Origin of the sequence: Actinosynnema pretiosum, from assembly GCF_002354875.1 — a bacterium.
In the GTDB taxonomy this organism is placed as follows: Bacteria; Actinomycetota; Actinomycetes; order Mycobacteriales; family Pseudonocardiaceae; genus Actinosynnema; species Actinosynnema auranticum.
Window position 1 is genome coordinate 2,192,223 of the sequence record NZ_CP023445.1, and the last position, 15,601, is coordinate 2,207,823.

General features: G+C 74.4%; 10 protein-coding genes. 3 read left to right on the forward strand and 7 right to left on the reverse strand.

Translation table 11 applies throughout. From position 1 onward, the window contains the following. Positions 1 to 468 precede the first annotated feature (468 nt). Together CNX65_RS09835 and CNX65_RS09840 are read left to right on the forward strand one after the other, a co-directional pair. Entirely contained in the window at positions 469 to 2,964 is a 2,496-nt protein-coding gene (locus CNX65_RS09835) for a helix-turn-helix domain-containing protein (RefSeq protein ID WP_096492496.1), read from the forward strand. Between the two features lie 360 nt (positions 2,965 to 3,324). Continuing rightward, on the forward strand, positions 3,325 to 4,761 hold the full coding sequence (locus CNX65_RS09840; RefSeq protein ID WP_096492497.1) for a glycoside hydrolase family 43 protein: 1,437 nt from the start codon (positions 3,325 to 3,327) through the stop codon (positions 4,759 to 4,761). Between the two features lie 111 nt (positions 4,762 to 4,872). Here CNX65_RS09840 and CNX65_RS09845 read toward each other — a convergent pair whose 3' ends face one another. The 3 genes from CNX65_RS09845 to CNX65_RS09855 are packed head-to-tail and all read right to left on the reverse strand — an operon-like array spanning position 4,873 to position 7,180. Further along, on the reverse strand, positions 4,873 to 5,484 hold the full coding sequence (locus CNX65_RS09845; RefSeq protein ID WP_096492498.1) for a TetR/AcrR family transcriptional regulator: 612 nt from the start codon (positions 5,482 to 5,484) through the stop codon (positions 4,873 to 4,875). Then, positions 5,484 to 6,398, reverse strand: coding sequence for a saccharopine dehydrogenase NADP-binding domain-containing protein (locus CNX65_RS09850; protein WP_096492499.1), 915 nt, complete (start codon positions 6,396 to 6,398; stop codon positions 5,484 to 5,486). Before CNX65_RS09850 ends, CNX65_RS09845 begins: the two co-directional genes overlap by 1 nt. Then, a complete protein-coding gene (locus tag CNX65_RS09855) occupies positions 6,398 to 7,180 on the reverse strand; it encodes a class I SAM-dependent methyltransferase (RefSeq protein ID WP_232519773.1) in 783 nt (260 codons plus the stop codon). The genes CNX65_RS09850 and CNX65_RS09855 overlap by 1 nt, the downstream gene beginning before the upstream one ends. Before the next feature lie 194 nt (positions 7,181 to 7,374). Between CNX65_RS09855 and CNX65_RS09860 the strand changes: the two genes are divergently transcribed. Beyond that, positions 7,375 to 9,327, forward strand: a complete 1,953-nt coding sequence (locus CNX65_RS09860; protein ID WP_096492501.1) for an alpha-glucuronidase — start codon at positions 7,375 to 7,377, stop codon at positions 9,325 to 9,327. A gap of 375 nt (positions 9,328 to 9,702) precedes the next feature. Here CNX65_RS09860 and CNX65_RS09865 read toward each other — a convergent pair whose 3' ends face one another. From CNX65_RS09865 to CNX65_RS09880, 4 genes are read right to left on the reverse strand one after another with little or no spacing between them, the layout of a single operon-like run. Next, positions 9,703 to 11,742 (reverse strand): beta-galactosidase, encoded by a 2,040-nt coding sequence (locus CNX65_RS09865; RefSeq protein WP_096492502.1) that lies wholly within the window; start codon positions 11,740 to 11,742, stop codon positions 9,703 to 9,705. Next, positions 11,739 to 12,425 carry a DUF624 domain-containing protein gene (locus tag CNX65_RS09870; RefSeq protein ID WP_096492503.1) on the reverse strand — a complete coding sequence of 229 codons (687 nt, stop codon included), beginning with the start codon at positions 12,423 to 12,425 and terminating at the stop codon, positions 11,739 to 11,741. The genes CNX65_RS09865 and CNX65_RS09870 overlap by 4 nt, the downstream gene beginning before the upstream one ends. Further along, complete coding sequence (locus CNX65_RS09875; protein WP_198320451.1) at positions 12,422 to 13,960, reverse strand: GH39 family glycosyl hydrolase; 1,539 nt, start codon at positions 13,958 to 13,960, stop codon at positions 12,422 to 12,424. The genes CNX65_RS09870 and CNX65_RS09875 overlap by 4 nt, the downstream gene beginning before the upstream one ends. Before the next feature lie 5 nt (positions 13,961 to 13,965). Further along, the gene (locus CNX65_RS09880; protein WP_096492504.1) at positions 13,966 to 15,594 is read right to left on the reverse strand and encodes an ABC transporter substrate-binding protein; all 1,629 of its coding nucleotides are present in this window, start codon (positions 15,592 to 15,594) and stop codon (positions 13,966 to 13,968) included. Positions 15,595 to 15,601 lie beyond the last annotated feature (7 nt).

Consider the following 15,601-nt stretch of genomic DNA (forward strand, 5'->3'; position numbering starts at 1 on the left):
CCCGACCCGCACCCGCCACAAGCCCCCGCCGCTCGCGCCCCCCGGCTGCTCCCGGCCCTGGTGAGTGGTCCTTTCATCTCTGGCGAACGGTCCACTGATCCCCGGTGAATGGACCGCTGATCCCCGGTGAGTGGTCCGTTGGCTCCCGGTGAATGGGCCGCTGATCCCCGGTGAGCGGCCCGTTGGCTCCCGGTGAGTGGTCCGTTCATCCCTGGCGAATGGGCCGTTGGCTCCCGGTGAGTGGTCCGTTCATCCCCGGTGAGTGGTCCGTTGGCCCCCGGTGAAAGGGCCGCTGATCCCCGGTGAAAGGTCCGTTGGCCCCCGGTGAGCGGCCCACTGATCCCCGGTGAGCGGTCCGCTCACCCCCGGCGAGCGGTCCGCTCACCCCGAACCCCCACCCACCCGGTGTCAAGAGTCAGCCACGCCCACGCTCTTCCACCCCACCCTCCCCCTGGTGAGACTGGACCAATGCTGCTCGGACGCGACCGGCAGCGCGTCGCCGTGGACGCACTGCTCGACCACGCCCGCGCGGGCCGTGGGGGAGCTCTGGTGCTGCGCGGCGGTCCCGGCGCAGGCAAGACCGCGCTGCTCCGCGCCGCCCGCCGAGCCGCCGCCGACTTCGCCGACGACCCCCGCCTCGTCCTCCTCTGCGTGGACGACGCGCACCTGCTCGACCTCTCCGCCCTCCTCCCCCTCCTCCCCGACCTCGCCACCGAACCCGTCGCCGTCCTCCTCGCCTGCGAGACCGACCTCCCCCACCTCCCCAGCGTCGAGCTCACCCCCCTCACCCACGCCGACTCCCTCCGCGTCCTCCACGACCTCCGCCCCGGCCTCCCCGCCGACCTGGCCGCCGACCTCGCCCACCTGGCCTGCGGCAACCCCCTGGCCCTGGTCGAACTGGCCGCCGCCCTCACCGCCGAGCACCTCGGCGGCACCGCCCCCGCCCCCACCGCCCTCCCCGCCGACAGCCTCCTCCGCTCCCGCCTGCGCGCCCGCTTCCACGCCCTCTCCCCCCGAGCCCGCACCGCCGCCGCCCTCTCCCTGGTCGACCCGGACCTCGACCCCGACACCCTCGCCCGCCTCCCCGACGTGGGCCCCGCCGCCGTCCAGGAGGCAGCCCCCCTCCTCATCCCCGGCCCGCTCACCCGCACCACCCTCGCCGCCGAACTCCCCCTCTCCGAGCGCTACGCCGCCCACACCACCCTCGCCAAGGCCCTCCCACCCGGCCCCCGCCGCACCTGGCACCAGGCCGCCACCGCCCCCGGCGCCCGCGACGCCCAAGCCGAGCGGTTGCACGCCGAGGCCCGGCGCGCCCGCCGCTGCGGCGACCACGTCCGCGCCGCCCGCGACCACGACCGCGCCGCCGCCCTCACCAGCGCCCCCGCCCTCCGCGCCCGCCGACTGGTCAGCGCCGCCGCCGACCACTGGACCGCGGGCTCCGCGGGCCCCGCCAGGTCCGCCCTCACCGCCGCCGCCCGCCTGTCCGACAGCCCGGAGCTGCGCGCGCTGGCCGACCTGGTCCGGGGCGGCCTCGACCTCGGCGGCGGCCAACCGGACGGCGCCGCCCGCAGGCTCCTCCGCGCCGCCGCCGACCTCGCCGGGGCGCACCGCGCCCAAGCCGCCCTCGCGCTCGGCTTCGCGGGCGAGGCCGCGTGCAGCGCGGGCGACCACGCCCTGCACACCGAGATCGCCCGCGCCGCCGCCGACCTCCGCGCGCCCGACGACCCCGACCCGCAAGCCCTGGTCCTCGACCACGTCCTCGGCATGGAAGCCACCTTCCGGGGCCGCCACGCCGAAGCCGTCCCGCTGCTGCGCGCCGTCGTCGCCACCGCCGAGCGCACCCCCGTCCCGCAGGCGGGCGTCTGGGGCGGGCACGCCGCCTACGTCCTCGGCGACTCCGCCAAGGCCCACGAGCTGGCGGGCGGCGCGGTGGTCGCCACCCGCGAGCGCGGGCTCACCGCGTTCCTCCCGTGGGCGCTGATCTACCAGGCCCTGTCGGCGCTCCTGCTCGACCGCCACGCCCTCGCGTTCTCCGCCGCGTTCGAGGGCCTGCACGCCGCCGAGGCCGTCGGCCAGCGCAACGCCGCCGCCGACCACCTGGTGATCCTCGCCCTGCTGTCCGCCCTGCGCGGCGACTGCGACACCGCCCTGCACCGCGTCGACACCGCCGCCGAGCAGGTCTCCCGCCACGGCCTCGGCCGCGCCGGGACGCTGGCGGCGTGGGCGCTGGCCTGCGTCGACCTGGCCCGCGAGCGGCCCGTCGTCGCGCTGGAGCGGTTGCGGGCGCTGGAGTCCGGGGGGCGGTACGGGGGCGTGCACGAGGGCATCCGCACCATGGCCGTGCCGCACCTGGTGGAGGCGGCGGCCGGGTGCGGCGAGGTCGGGTGGGCGGAGCGGGAGCTGCGGCGGTTCCGGCGGTGGGCGGACAGCGGGGGCAGCGCCGCCCGGCAGGCCGTGGTGCGCCGGTGCCTCGGGGTGCTGGCCGACGGGGACGACGCGCGGGAGCACTTCACCGAGGCGCTGCGGCTGCACCGGGTGAGCGGCGGGGCGCTGGAGCTGGCGAAGACGCAGCTGGTCTACGGGCGGTGGCTGCGCAGGTCCCGGCGACCGAGGGTGGCGCGGGAGGTGCTGCGGGAAGCCGCGGACATCTTCGAGCGGCAGGAGGCCGAGCACTGGGCGGCGCGGGCGCGCGCCGAGCTGCGGGCGGCGGGGGAGACGGCGCCCGGCGCCGAGCGGACCGCCGAGCGCGCGGGCGAGCGGCCCGGCGACCGGGCCGGCGGGGGCTTCGCCGAGCTGACCCCGCAGCAGGCCAGGATCGCCCGCCTGGTCGCGGAGGGGGCGAGCAACCGGGAGGTCGCGGCCCGGCTGTTCCTGAGCCACCGCACCGTCGAGCACCACCTGCGGAACATCTTCGCCCGCCTCGAGGTGCGGTCGCGGGTGGAGCTGGTCAAGCGGTTCGGCTGAGCGCGCGGCCCCGGCCCCCGCGATCGACCGCGCCACCCGTTGGCAATTCCCACCACCGCCCCCACCTGCGCTTTCCCGACGTTTCGGACCCGTCCCTGTTAGCGCTAACAACGACCACTGCCGAGGTGGAAAAAGCAGGCATCGCCGCATGTCAAGAACCCGCTCGGCCGCAGCACATCGCCTTCCGGGAGGGGGTTGACACTCAAGTTGTGAGCGATCACACTCGTCCGCAACATCCCGGTAACCGGCCGCCGCCCGCCCCACCTCGCCGGACACCCCCGCACCACCGGACACGACACTGCCGTCGCGCGCCGATGTGAGCGTGAACATCGACGACGGCGGTGTCTGGGAAGGAATGTCGTGGTCAGTACCCGGTCCCTGGGCCGCCGGGCGGCGCCGCTCCTCGCGACCCTGCTGCTAGCCGTCGCGCCGCACCAAGCCGCCGCGCAGCACACCGTCGCGCGGCACCCCGACCAGCCCGCCGCCGAGTCCTCGCACCCCACCGCTCAGGCGACCTACGCCGCCTACGTCATGGGCTACTTCACCGAGTCCCCCGGCATGACCGGCGCGAACTACGGCCTGCACCTCGCGGTCAGCGGCGACGGCCTCAACTGGACCCCGCTGAACCAGAACAACCCCGTCGTCACCCCCGCGGCCGGGACCAAGGGCCTGCGCGACCCGTTCATCCTGCGCAAGCAGGACGGCACCTTCGTGGTCATCGCCACCGACCTCAACGGCACCGACTTCACGCAGAAGAACCAGTACATCCACGCCTGGGACTCCACGAACCTCACCGGCTTCAGCAACTACCGCAGGCTGAAGATGCACTCGATGGACACCCACACCTGGGCCCCGGAGGCGTTCTACGACCCGGCGCGCGGCCAGTACGGCATCTTCTACTCCGCGCACAACGGCACCCGCGACGTCTTCATGGTCAACTACACCACCGACTTCGTGAACGTCGGCTCCCCGCAGGTGTTCTTCGACCCCGGCTTCAACGTCCTCGACGGCACCGTCGCCACCAGCGGCGGCACGAACCACCTGTACTACAAGAACATGGCCGACGGGAACATCTACGGCGCCCGCTCGTCCTCCTTGAACCCCAACAGCTTCAGCACCTACACCAGCCCCCTCAAGCAGGCGAGCGGCATCGAGGCGCCGATCGTGGTCAAGTCCAACACCTCGGACACCCACTACCTGTGGTGCGACTCGTACTCCCCGGTGAACGGCGAGTTCTACGCCTGGTCCACGGCCAACGTGAGCGCGAACTCCTGGTCGGTCCTGAACCAGCGCGCCTACACCCAACCGCTGAACTCCAAGCACGCCACCATCTCCCCGATCACGGCGGCCGAGCAGTCCGCGCTGCTGTCCCGCTGGGGCGCCCCGTCCTGGAACCGCCTGAAGTCCTGGAACTTCCCGGACCGCTTCGTGCGCCACCAGAACTACCTCGCCCGGATCGACCCGTACCCGTTCGACCCGCACACCGACCAGCTGTGGAAGCTCGTGCCCGGCCTGTCCGACGCCTCGGGCGTGTCGTTCCAGTCGGTGTCCGACCCGACCCGCTACCTGCGGCACTACGACTACGCGATCCGCTTGGACGCCAACGACAACACCGCCGCCTTCCGCGCCGACGCGACCTTCCACCGGGTGCCGGGCCTGGCCGACTCGTCCTGGTCCTCGTTCCGCTCCGCGAACCTGCCGGACCGCTACCTGCGCCACTCCGGCTACGCGCTGCGCGTGGACCCGATCAGCACGAGCACCGACCAGCAGGACGTGACCTTCCGCGTCGGCTCCTGACCCACCGGGCGCTTGTCCCCCGAACAGCGGGAGGACGCGCCACCAAGACTCGCGCGGGCGGCCCGGCACCGGGGCCGGGCCGCCCGCGCGACCCCCACCGCCCGGCGCGGGTCAGCGCGGCAGCACCCCGTGCAGCACCGTCTCCACCACCGCGTCCTCGCACCCCGGCGGGAACGCCTCCGCCGAGCCCAGCCCGAACAGCCGGGGCACCGCCAGCTCGTGGCACGCCCCCACCACCAGCGTCGCGACCGTCTCCACGTCCGCGCCCGCCGCCAGGTTCCCCGCGTCCCGCTCCGCGCGCAGCCTGCGCGCCAGCAGCTCCACCATGCCGAGCCCGCCGCCCATCGGGTTGCCCAGCGCCTCGAACCGGGCCGCCAGCTCCGGCTGCCCCACCAGCCCGGCCAGCGCGGGCAGCACCGCCCGGTGCACCGCCACCGCGTGCGCCACGAACGCCCGCAGGTCGGCCGCGAGCCCGCCGCCCCAGGCGAACCCCCGCGCCTCCTCGACCCGCCGCACGTGCCGGTGCAGCGCGAGCGCCAGCAGCTCCTCGCGGTCCGCGAAGTGGTTGTACAGCACGCCCGGCGCGAGCCCGGCCGCGCGCGCGACGTCCCGCACGGTCAGCCCGGCCGTGCCGCGCTCGGCGACCAGCCCGGCCGCCGCGGTGATCAGGTGCTCGCGCGCGGTCACGCCCTCGGGCAGTGCCGCGGCCCTCCGTGGTGCCATCACCGCCCATCGTAGGACGGCCCCGCGACCCGGTAGCCCTCCAGCGCCCCCAGGAACGCCTCCGGCTCCACCACCTGCTCCACGTGCCACCGGCCCACCGGCACCGTCGGCAGCAGCTCCACCAGCGCCGCCGCGATCACCCCGGTGGCCCGGCTCTGCCCGTTCCCGCTGAACGAGCAGGTCATCCCGCCCGCCGACGCCACCACCGCGAACCCGTCGCCACCCAGGCGCACCGACGACGCCAGCGGCCCCAGCCAGCGCACGGCGGGCAGCAGCGCCGTCGCCAGCCGCGAGTCCAGGCACAGCCCGGTGCGCACCCGGTCCACCGGCAGCGTGGTCGGCAGCGTCACCTGGTCGGAGAACGGGAACCCGCGCACCCGCCGCTCCCCGAAGGGCTCCGGGAACCGCGCCCGCCACGCCCCGCCCATCCCGGCGACCCCGGCGGCGGTCCACTCGACGGCGGCGGCCCCGTGCCGCTCGCCGCCGCCCAGCAGCACCCCGATCTCCACCTCGCGCGCCCCGGTCGCCGCCACGCACCAGCGGGCCAGCAGGTTCGTCACGCCGGGCGCCAGGCCGACGCTGAGCAGCGCCGTCGTGCCGGTGGGCTCCTCGATCGACGCGAGCACCCCGGCCGAGGCGGACACGTCCAGGTAGTGCGCCCCGGCCTCGGCGGCGGCCCGCGCGACGGCGGCGTTCGCGGTCTCGGCGCACATCAGCACCACGTCCGCGCCCGCCACGGCCCGCCGCACGTCGTCCGCGTCGCGCAGGTCCACCCGCACCCCGGTCGCGCCCGGCGCCGCCGACGCCCGCGCGAGGTCCCGCCCCGCGACGACCACCTCGTGCCGCCCCGCCAGCTCGGCGACCGCGTGCCGCCCGACCGCGCCGTACCCGCCCAGCACCAGCACCCGCGCCATCAGGCCACCGCCGTCAGCAGCAGGGCGCTCGCGCGCAGCCGGGACCCGCGCCCGGCCAGCTCCGCGCGGACCAGCGGGCGCAGCTCGGCCCCCGCGGCGTCCGGCCGCACCCGCGTGATCGCCTGCCACGCCCAGGACAGCAGGAACTCCGCCGCGTCGTCCGGGTCGCCGCCCCACACCTGCCAGGCGTGGACCTCCTCGGCGGCCACGTCCGCGAACCCGGCGTCGGCGAGCACCCGGCGCGCCACGTCCGGCTCGGACAGCGACAGCGGACCGGCGCTCAGCGGCTCCCAGCCGGGGACGACGCGGGTCAGCAGGTCGCCGACCTCGCCGAGCCCGTGCGGGACGAGCGCCGCCAAGCGGCCCTCGGGGCGCAGGGCGGCGCGGAGGTTGGCGAACGCGGCGACCGGGTCGGCGAAGAACAGCACGCCGAACCGGCTCACCACCAGGTCGAACCCGCCGGGGGAGAAGTGGTGCGCCTGGGCGTCGGCCAGCAGGTACGCCGGGGCCGGGTCGCCGCCCAGCGCGCGGGCACGGGCGAGCATCGGCTCGGACAGGTCGACCCCGGTCGCCGCCCCGGCGATCCGGGCCGCGCCCCTGGTCAGCGAGCCGGTGCCGCAGCCGACGTCGAGCACCCGGTCGCCGGGGCGGACCAGGTCGAGCACCGCCCGGTCGAACCCGCCCCAGACCGCGTCGAACCGGTCGGCGCGCTCGGCCCACCGCTGCCCGGCCGGACCGTTCCAGGCCCGCGCCTGCGCGGTGTCGACCACCTCTTCGGACACCCTGCACCTCCGTTGTGAACGTGTGTTCATGAACAAGCGTTCATAACCTGGGGTGCGATTGTCAAGCCTCCGGTGGTGGAGGTGGTGTGGGTCGCACGAAGGCGATCCCTTGCCCCATCACCCCGGCGCCGTTTAAGTTCAACGAATAAACCAATTGGGTCGACGGCGACCCAGGACCCTCGGGTGGGTGACCGGTGAACGGTTCTCTCGGTGCGGCCGAACTGCTCCCCGACGTGCACCCCGCCTGGCTCCCGCCCACCGCGTTCCGCGCGCTCGGCGCCCGCCGCGTCCGCGTCGTGGGCGACGGCCCGATCGCGGGCGCCGTCCGCGCCGAGGCGCTGGCCGCCACCACCGCCCACGGCGGGGCGCTCGTCACCGAGGACCCCGAGCTGGACCTGGTCCTCACCGCCCCGGACGACGACCCCGAGGCGTTCACGATCACCCGCGACGCGGCAGGCACCACCACCGTCACCGCCTCCGGACCCGGCCTGCTCTACGGCCTCCACCACCTCGTCCGCGGCGGTGAGAGCGCTTTCCATGAGACCGGCGAGCACCGCCCCGCCTACCCGATCCGGATGCTCGACCACTGGGACAACGTCGACGTCCACCCCGTCATGGGCCAGGTCGAGCGCGGCTACTCCGGCGGCTCCCTGCTCTACGCCGACGGCGCCGTCCGCCCCGACCTCACCCGCGTCGCCGCGTACGCCCGCCTGCTCGGCTCGATCGGCGTCAACCGGGTGGCGCTCAACAACGTCAACGTGCACCGCACCGAGGCCCGCCTGCTCACCGACCTGCTCCCCGAGGTCGTCCGCCTGGCCGAGGTGTTCCGCCCGCACGGGATCCGCGTGCACCTGTCGGTGAACTTCGCCTCCCCGATCCTGCTCGGCGGCCTGGCCACCGCCGACCCGCTCGACCCCGAGGTCCGCGCCTGGTGGGCCCGCACCACCACCGCCGTCTACGCCGCCGTCCCCGACTTCGGCGGCTACGTCGTCAAGGCCGACTCGGAGGGCCAACCGGGCCCGTTCAGCTACGGCCGCGACCACGCGGACGGCGCCAACGCCCTCGCCGAGGCGCTGGAACCGTTCGGCGGCACGGTGTTCTGGCGCGCCTTCGTCTACGACCACCACCAGGACTGGCGCGACCGCACCACCGACCGGGCCCGAGCCGCGCACGACCACTTCACCCCGCTGGACGGCGAGTTCGCCGACAACGTCGTGCTCCAGGTCAAGAACGGCCCCGTCGACTTCCAGCCCCGCGAACCGGTCTCCCCGGTCATCGGCGCCATGCCGGCCACCCGCCTGGCCGTGGAGTTCCAGGTCACCCAGGAGTACACCGGCCAGCAGCGGCACGTCTGCTACCTGGGGCCGCAGTGGAGCGAGATCCTGCGCTTCCCCTTCGGCGACCGGGAGGTCCGCACCCTCGCCGCCGGGATCACCGCGGTCTCGAACGTCGGCGACGACCCGTTCTGGACCGGGCACCCGCTGGCGCAGGCCAACCTCTACGCGTTCGGCAGGCTCGCCTGGGACCCGACCGCCGACCCCGACGAGCTCCTGCGCGAGTGGATCGCCCTCACCTTCCCCGACCCGGCCGCCCACGCCCCGCTGCACGGGCTGATGTCCGGCTCCTGGCGCGCGTACGAGGACTACACCGCCCCGCTGGGCGTGGGCTTCATGGTCCGGCCCGGCGACCACTACGGCCCGGACGTCGACGGCTACGAGTACACCCGCTGGGGCACCTACCACTTCGCCGACCGCGACGGCGTCGGCGTCGACCGCACCAGGGCCACCGGCACCGGCTTCACCGGCCAGTACCCGCAGCCGTGGCGCGACCGCTACGAGGACCTGAAGACCTGCCCGGACGAGTTGCTGCTGTTCTTCCACCACGTCCCGTACGGGCACGTGCTGCACTCCGGGAAGACGGTGGTGCAGCACATCTACGACACCCACTTCGCCGGGGTGGAGGCCGTCGAGCGGATGGTCGCGACCTGGGAGTCGTTGCGCGGCAAGGTCTCCGACGACGTGCACGGGCGCGTCACCGAGCGGCTGGTCGAGCAGCTGCGGTGCGCGGTCGAGTGGCGCGACCAGGTCAACACCTACTTCCTGCGCAAGTCCGGAGTCCCCGACGCGCACGGCCGGACCATCCACTGATCCCCGGTGACTCCCGGCGGGACCGGACGGGGTGCTGCTCGACGGGGCCGACCCGGATGAGCTCGGCGCCGGACGCGACCGGCTCCCGCCGGACGGCGCCCTCTGGCCGCTCGTCGCGGTCACCGGCATCGCGGGCGCGCTCACGACCGCCGCCCCGCGCGGCCCACGCGCCGCCGCTGCGCCGCGCGCGGGGCCGCTCCGCCTGTGCCGCAACGGTTCCCGCGCTGCCCGCACCCACGCCGGCCGTCATCCCGGCGGCCGGGGCGGTGGCCGTCACCCACCCGCTGTTCACCCGACCCGGCCAGCCACCCGCCCCGACCCGGTCTACTCCTCCAGCGCCGCCGCCAATCCTCGTGCTCGCACGGGTCGCCCCGGTCACGGGCTGACCCGCACCACCAGCACCGCCGCCGGGGCCAGCTCCAGCTCCGCCCCGGCCACCAGCTCGCCGCCGCCCAGCAGGTCCACCCCGCTCACCGGGCACCCCACCACCCGCGGCGCCTCCCCGTGGTGCAGCAGGAACACGTACCGCGTCCCGTCCGGCGCCACCCGCTCCGCCACCTCCACCTCGGGCACGTCCGCCAGCGCCCCCACCAGCCCGTGCTCGTCGAGCACCGCCCGCACCACCGCGTCCACCCCGTCGTCGTCCAGCACGGTCGCCACGTGCCAGGCCGCGCCGTCCCCGCGCGAGGCCCGCGTCACCGCGGGCGTCCCGGCGTAGAAGTCGGCCCCGTACGACCCCAGCACCTCGGCCGCCGGACCCTCGGGCCCGTCCTGCGGGACGACCACCTCGAACACGTGCCGCCCGGCGAACTCCGCGCCACCGAAGGACACCGGGTTCACCACCTCCGGCCGCTGCGCGTCCGTCTCCTCCACCCGCAGCCCCAGCAACCCGGCCAGCGGGCCGGGCACGTCCGCCAGGAACGCGTTGTCGTCCTCGTCCACCCGCCCCGACAGCGCCGTCGTCAGCAGCGACCCGCCGCGCCGCACCACCGCGCCCAACCGCTCCGCCGCGTCGCCCTTCACCATGTGCAGCAGCGGCGCGAGGACCACGTCGTACCCGGACAGGTCGGCGGTCACCGGCAGCACGTCCACCGGCGCCCCCGCCCGCCACAGCGCCCGGTGGTAGGCCGCCAGCACCGGCACGTACCGCACGTGCCTGCTCGGCCCGTCCGACATCTCCACGGCCCACCAGCTGTCCCAGTCCACCAGCAGCGCCACCCGCGCCGGGGTGCGCGCCCCGAGCAGCGCGCCACCGACCGCCGCGAACTCCGCCCCCAGCGCGGCGACCTCCCGGAACACCCGCGTGTCCGTGCGCCCGGCGTGGTCGAGCACCGCGCCGTGGTACTTCTCGCTCGCCCCGCGCGCGTGCCGCATCTGGAAGTACAGCACCGCGTCCGCCCCGTGCGCGACCGACTGCCACGACCACAGCCGCAGGACTCCGGGCCGCTTCACCGGGTTCACGTCCCGGCACGCCGTGGTCGACGGCGTCTGCTCCATCACCCAGAACGGGTCGCCGCCCTTGAGCCCCCGCACCAGCCCGTGCGCCAGCGCCATCCGCGCCGCCGTGCGCAGCGGGTCCGCGTCCTCCGGCGGGTAGTTGTCCCAGGACGCGAAGTCCAGGTGCTCGGCCCACCGGTGGTAGTCGACCGGCTGGTAGAGCCCCATGAAGTTCGTCGTCACGGGCGTGTCCGGCACGTGCTCCCGGATCGCCGCCTTCTCCGCGACGAACCCGCCCAGCAGCGCGTCGGTCATGAACCGCCTGTAGTCCAGCGTCGTGCCCTGGAACGCGGTGTGGTCCGGCCCGCGCCAGTGCTCGGACAGCGCGTTCGGCGGCTCGATCTCGTCCCAGTCGGTGTAGGTGTGCGACCAGAACGTGGTGTTCCACGCGTCGTTCAGCCGCGCCAGGCTCCCGTACCGCTCGCGCAGCCACTCCCGGAACCCGGCCGCGCACAGCCCGCAGTAGCAGGCCCCGCCGTACTCGTTGCCCACGTGCCAGGCCACGACCGCCGGGTTCTGCCCGTACCGCCGCGCCAGCTGCCCGGCCATCGCGACGGAGAGCCGCCGGAACGCGGGGGAGGACGGGCAGGCGTTGTGCCGCTGCCCGTAGACGTGCTTGCGCCCCTCGAAGTCCACCCGGCACGCCTCCGGGTGCGCCCGCGCCAGCCACGGCGGCATCGCGCCGCTCGGCGTGGCCAGCACGATCCGCTTGCCCTCGGCGGTCGCCCGCTCCACGATCGCGTCCAACACCGTGAAGTCGTACCGGTCCTCGGCCGGTTGCAGGTGCGCCCAGGCGAACACGCCCACCGTGAGCGTGTCGATCCCGGCCAGCTCGAACGCCGCGTAGTCGTGGTCCCAGACGTCCTCGGGCCACTGCTCGGGGTTGTAGTCGCCACCGTAGGAGATCTTCCCGGTCATGCGGTGAACCTCTCCGTCGCGTCGCGCAGCGCCGGTTCGGCGGTGCGCAGCAGGGCCAGGGCGAGCGGCGAGGCCAGCAGCAGCGGCGCCCAGTCCGAACCGAAGCGCACCGCCCCCAGCACCACGACCACCAGCGCCAGCGCGCCCACCGCCGTCGACGGCCGGGCGAACAGGTAGTAGGAGGCCAGCCGCACCAGGTCGCGGGTGCGCAGGGCCAGCACCGACGACAGCGCCAGCGCCTGCGCCGACCACACCAGCACCCCGGCGGCGGCCAGCGCCAGCAGCAGCGCGTACCAGCGCGGCACCCCGGCCAGGTCCACGGTGGACAGCGTGAACCCGACCAGCGACAGCACCAGCAGCGCGGGCAGCCACCAGCGCAGCACGTCCACCGCGTTCAGCCGGTACCCGCGCCAGAAGTGCCGCGCGGGGGACAGGTCCCTGTCGGTCAGGAACCGCCGCCACGCGAACACCGCCGCCGACAGCGCGGGCCCCACCGGCGCGAGGCACAGCCCCGCCAGCACGGCGTTCCCCGGCCCGTCGGCCAGGAACAGCAGCCCCACCAGCGCGGGCGCGCAGGTCAGCGCCAGCAGCAGCTCCAGCACCACGAACCAGTGGACCACCGCCGACACCCGCGACAGGAACCCCGGACCGATCTCGGCGGCCGGGTCGCGCCGCCCGGTCACGGCAGCTCGTGCGCGGCGACCAGCCGCGCGTCCGAACCGCCGAGCAGCCTGCGGTCGTCCAGGCCCTCGTGGTGCTCCGGCCGCACCGGCAGCACCTCGGCGAACGTCACCTCGTGCCGCGACAGCGCCAGGTCCAGCTCCACCCGACCACCCGCCACCGGCGGCGCCGAGTGCTCCACCGCCGGGCGCGCGCAGTCCCGCAGCAGGTCGAACTGCCGCTCGGTGGGGGAGAACGGCCGCCCCAGCTCCCGCCACGCGGCGAACGCGTTGCCGTCGTGCTCGCCCACCCGCTCGCGGCGCAGGAACGCGGCGGGCGCGTCCACCGGCACCGACAGCCGCACCCGGTGCCGCTCGGCCGCCGCGGGCGCGTCGCTGCCGCCCACCGGCTGCCAGGCCAGCACGCTCACCCGGCCGTCGTCGTCCTTGCACACCAGGTGGTCCTCGCCGCGCGCCAGCACGTGCGCGCCCATCCGCGCCAGGAACGCGTACAGGTGGTACGCGGGCTTGGGCACCTGCCGGTGCGCGAGCAGCCCGAACCCGCCGTGGAACACCGAGGTCGGGACGTTCTCCTCCTCGAACACGTCGCAGAACGTCCAGTAGGAGAACGAGTCCACCAGGTCGTTGCCGCCGGTGACCACCGGGGCCAGGTAGGCGGCGTGGAACGCGGTGTCGTGGATCGGGTTGTCCGACCGGTAGGAGCTGTTGAACTCGGTGATGTGCACCGGCAGCCCGGCCAGCGCGGTGCCCGCCAGGTGCTCGCGCGGCGCGGCGAACTGGGCCAGCAGGTCCTGCGGCGCGGACAGCGTCTGGTAGGTGCCGAACGGGATGTGCTGCGCGGGCCCCGAGGTGTAGGCGTGCCTGCTCACGAAGTCCACCGGCGAACCGCTCGCGGCGGCGAACTGCGCGAACGGCGCCCACCAGTCGTCCGAGCCGGGGGAGATCGCCGGGCCACCGACCAGGAGCCCGGCGTCCACCTCCTTCACCGCGCGGGCCGTGCTCTCGTAGAGCCGGAAGTACGCGTCCTGGTCGGCGTCCTTCCAGAACTGCGGCAGGTTCGGCTCGTTCCACACCTCGATCGGCCAGGTGCGCACCTCGGCGAGCCCGTACCGGTCGATCAGGTGCCGCAGCAGCGCCGTCACCAGCGCGGCCCACTCGCCGTGGTCGCGCGGCGGCGTGATGTTGCCCTTCCACCAGAACACGGTGTCGTCGCCGGACGCGAGCAGGCTCGGCATGAAACCCAGCTCCAGGAACGGTTTCACGCCCAGCGCGAGGTAGCCGTCGAACACCTGGTCCAGGTAGGTGAACGAGCACCGCCGCACGCCCGAGCCGGACTCGCGCAGCACGCCGAGGTCGTCGGACAGCAGCCCGTGCCCCCGGATGTGGCGGAACCCGATGTCCCGCTGGAGCACCGCGAGCGACTCGCGGTAGTCCGAGCGCAGCGCCAGGTTCAACCTGCCCGTCCCGACGCACTCGCGCCAGGTCTGCGGCATCGGGCCGATCGGGTGGTCGGGGACGGTCGTGCGGTCGGCGCCCACGCGGCTCAGCCGTTCTTCTGCTTGTAGCGCTGGTGGGCGCTGTTGGCCAGGTCCACGAACTGGGTCCGCCCCTTGGCGTCCAGCTCGCTCACGTACGCGTCCCAGGTCGACAGGTCCCGGTCGCCCAGGATGAACTGGAGCGCGGACTGGTTCGCGTAGTCCTTCAGCGGGGTCTCCCAGAGCGAGGCCCGCTCGCGCTCCTCCTCGGTGAACGGGTACGGCGGCACCAGCGGCGCGGGCGTCTTCTTCGCCATCTCCTCCTGGAACGCGATCTCCTCGTCGGTGAACGTCGAGCGCAGCAGCTCGGTCGGGCCGCCGTAGGCGAACACGCCGCCCGCGAACCCGAAGTCCTTCTGCAGGTGCTTGGGCGCGCCGGTGTTGGTGCCCGCGTAGGTGATGCCGGGGTTGAGCACCCGCTTGCCGGAGGCGTCCTTGTCGTAGGTCGTGCCGGGCACGCCCCACTTCACCAGCTCCTGGCCCTCCTCGGAGTACCAGACCCAGTCGACGTACTGCATCATCGCGACGAAGTGCTCGCTCTCGGCGGCCTTCGCCGGGATCATCAGCCCGTTCTCCAGCCGCGACCCGGTGATCAGGTTCCCGGCGGGCCCCGCGGGCAGCGGGATCTTCGCCACGGTCGCGCCGGGGATGCCGGAGATCCCCGGCCGGTAGTCGTTGACCACGTTCTGCGCGTTGGCGCTGATGGCGAACGACTCGCCGTTGGCGAACTTGCGGATCGCGATCTGGTCGTCCTTGCGCGTGAAGCTCTCCGGGTCGAGCAGCCCCTCGGCGACCAGCTTGCGCAGGTACTCCAGCATCGCCCGGTACTGCGGGCTGGAGGCGCTGTACTCCAGCTTCTGCGCCTTCTCGTCCCAGGTCGCGTTGACGTAGCCCCACCCGGCGGCGGTGCCGTAGGTCATGCCCAGGACGTTGAGCAGCGCCTTGCCCTCGAACCGGTCGGACAGCGGGTAGCTGTCCGGGTGCGCGGCCTTGATCGCCTTGAGGGCGGTGTAGACCTCGTCCCAGTCCTTCGGCGTCGCGATGCCCAGCCGGGTCAGCTCGTCGGTGCGGAACGCCAGCGTGTAGTCCTGCCACGGGGCCTCGTGCAGGCCCGGCAGCACGTAGAACTTGCCGTCGTCCTGGCGCAGCGCCTCCAGGTCCTTCTTCAGCCCCCACTTCTCGACCTTGGCCTTGAAGTTCGGCATCAGGTCGAGGTAGTCGCTGACCGGCAGGATCGCGCCGGAGGCCACGAACGGCCGCTCCATGCCGGGGTAGGTCTTGGAGATGATCTCCGGCGCGTCCCCGGCCCCGATGACCAGGCTGCGCTTCTGGTCGTAGTCGCTGTTGGGCACCACCGTCGGCTTGAGCGTGACGTTGGTGCGCGAGGTCAGCTCCGACCAGAGCAGCCACTCGTTCTTGATCGGGTAGTTGGCGTGGTCGTTGTAGAGGATGCCGAAGTCCAGCGGCTCGGTGGCCCTGAACGGCGTCCCCGCGGCGAAGTCGGCCATGGCGCCCACCCGCTTGCCGTCCAGGTCCACCGGCCCCGAACCGGGGTCGTCCCCGCTGCAGGCCACCAGGCCCGCGACCAGCCCACCCGCCACCAGTGCGGTGAACGGCCTCTTCCACTTCGTGCGCATCGGGCAA

Bases quoted from the DNA above. Each gene is read 5' to 3' on its own strand.
- CNX65_RS09845 (WP_096492498.1), bottom strand. From the start codon at position 5,484: ATGGCACCACGGAGGGCCGCGGCACTGCCCGAGGGCGTGACCGCGCGC.
- CNX65_RS09880 (WP_096492504.1), bottom strand. From the start codon at position 15,594: ATGCGCACGAAGTGGAAGAGGCCGTTCACCGCACTGGTGGCGGGTGGG.
- CNX65_RS09835 (WP_096492496.1), top strand. From the start codon at position 469: ATGCTGCTCGGACGCGACCGGCAGCGCGTCGCCGTGGACGCACTGCTC.
- CNX65_RS09865 (WP_096492502.1), bottom strand. From the start codon at position 11,742: ATGACCGGGAAGATCTCCTACGGTGGCGACTACAACCCCGAGCAGTGG.
- CNX65_RS09850 (WP_096492499.1), bottom strand. From the start codon at position 6,398: ATGGCGCGGGTGCTGGTGCTGGGCGGGTACGGCGCGGTCGGGCGGCAC.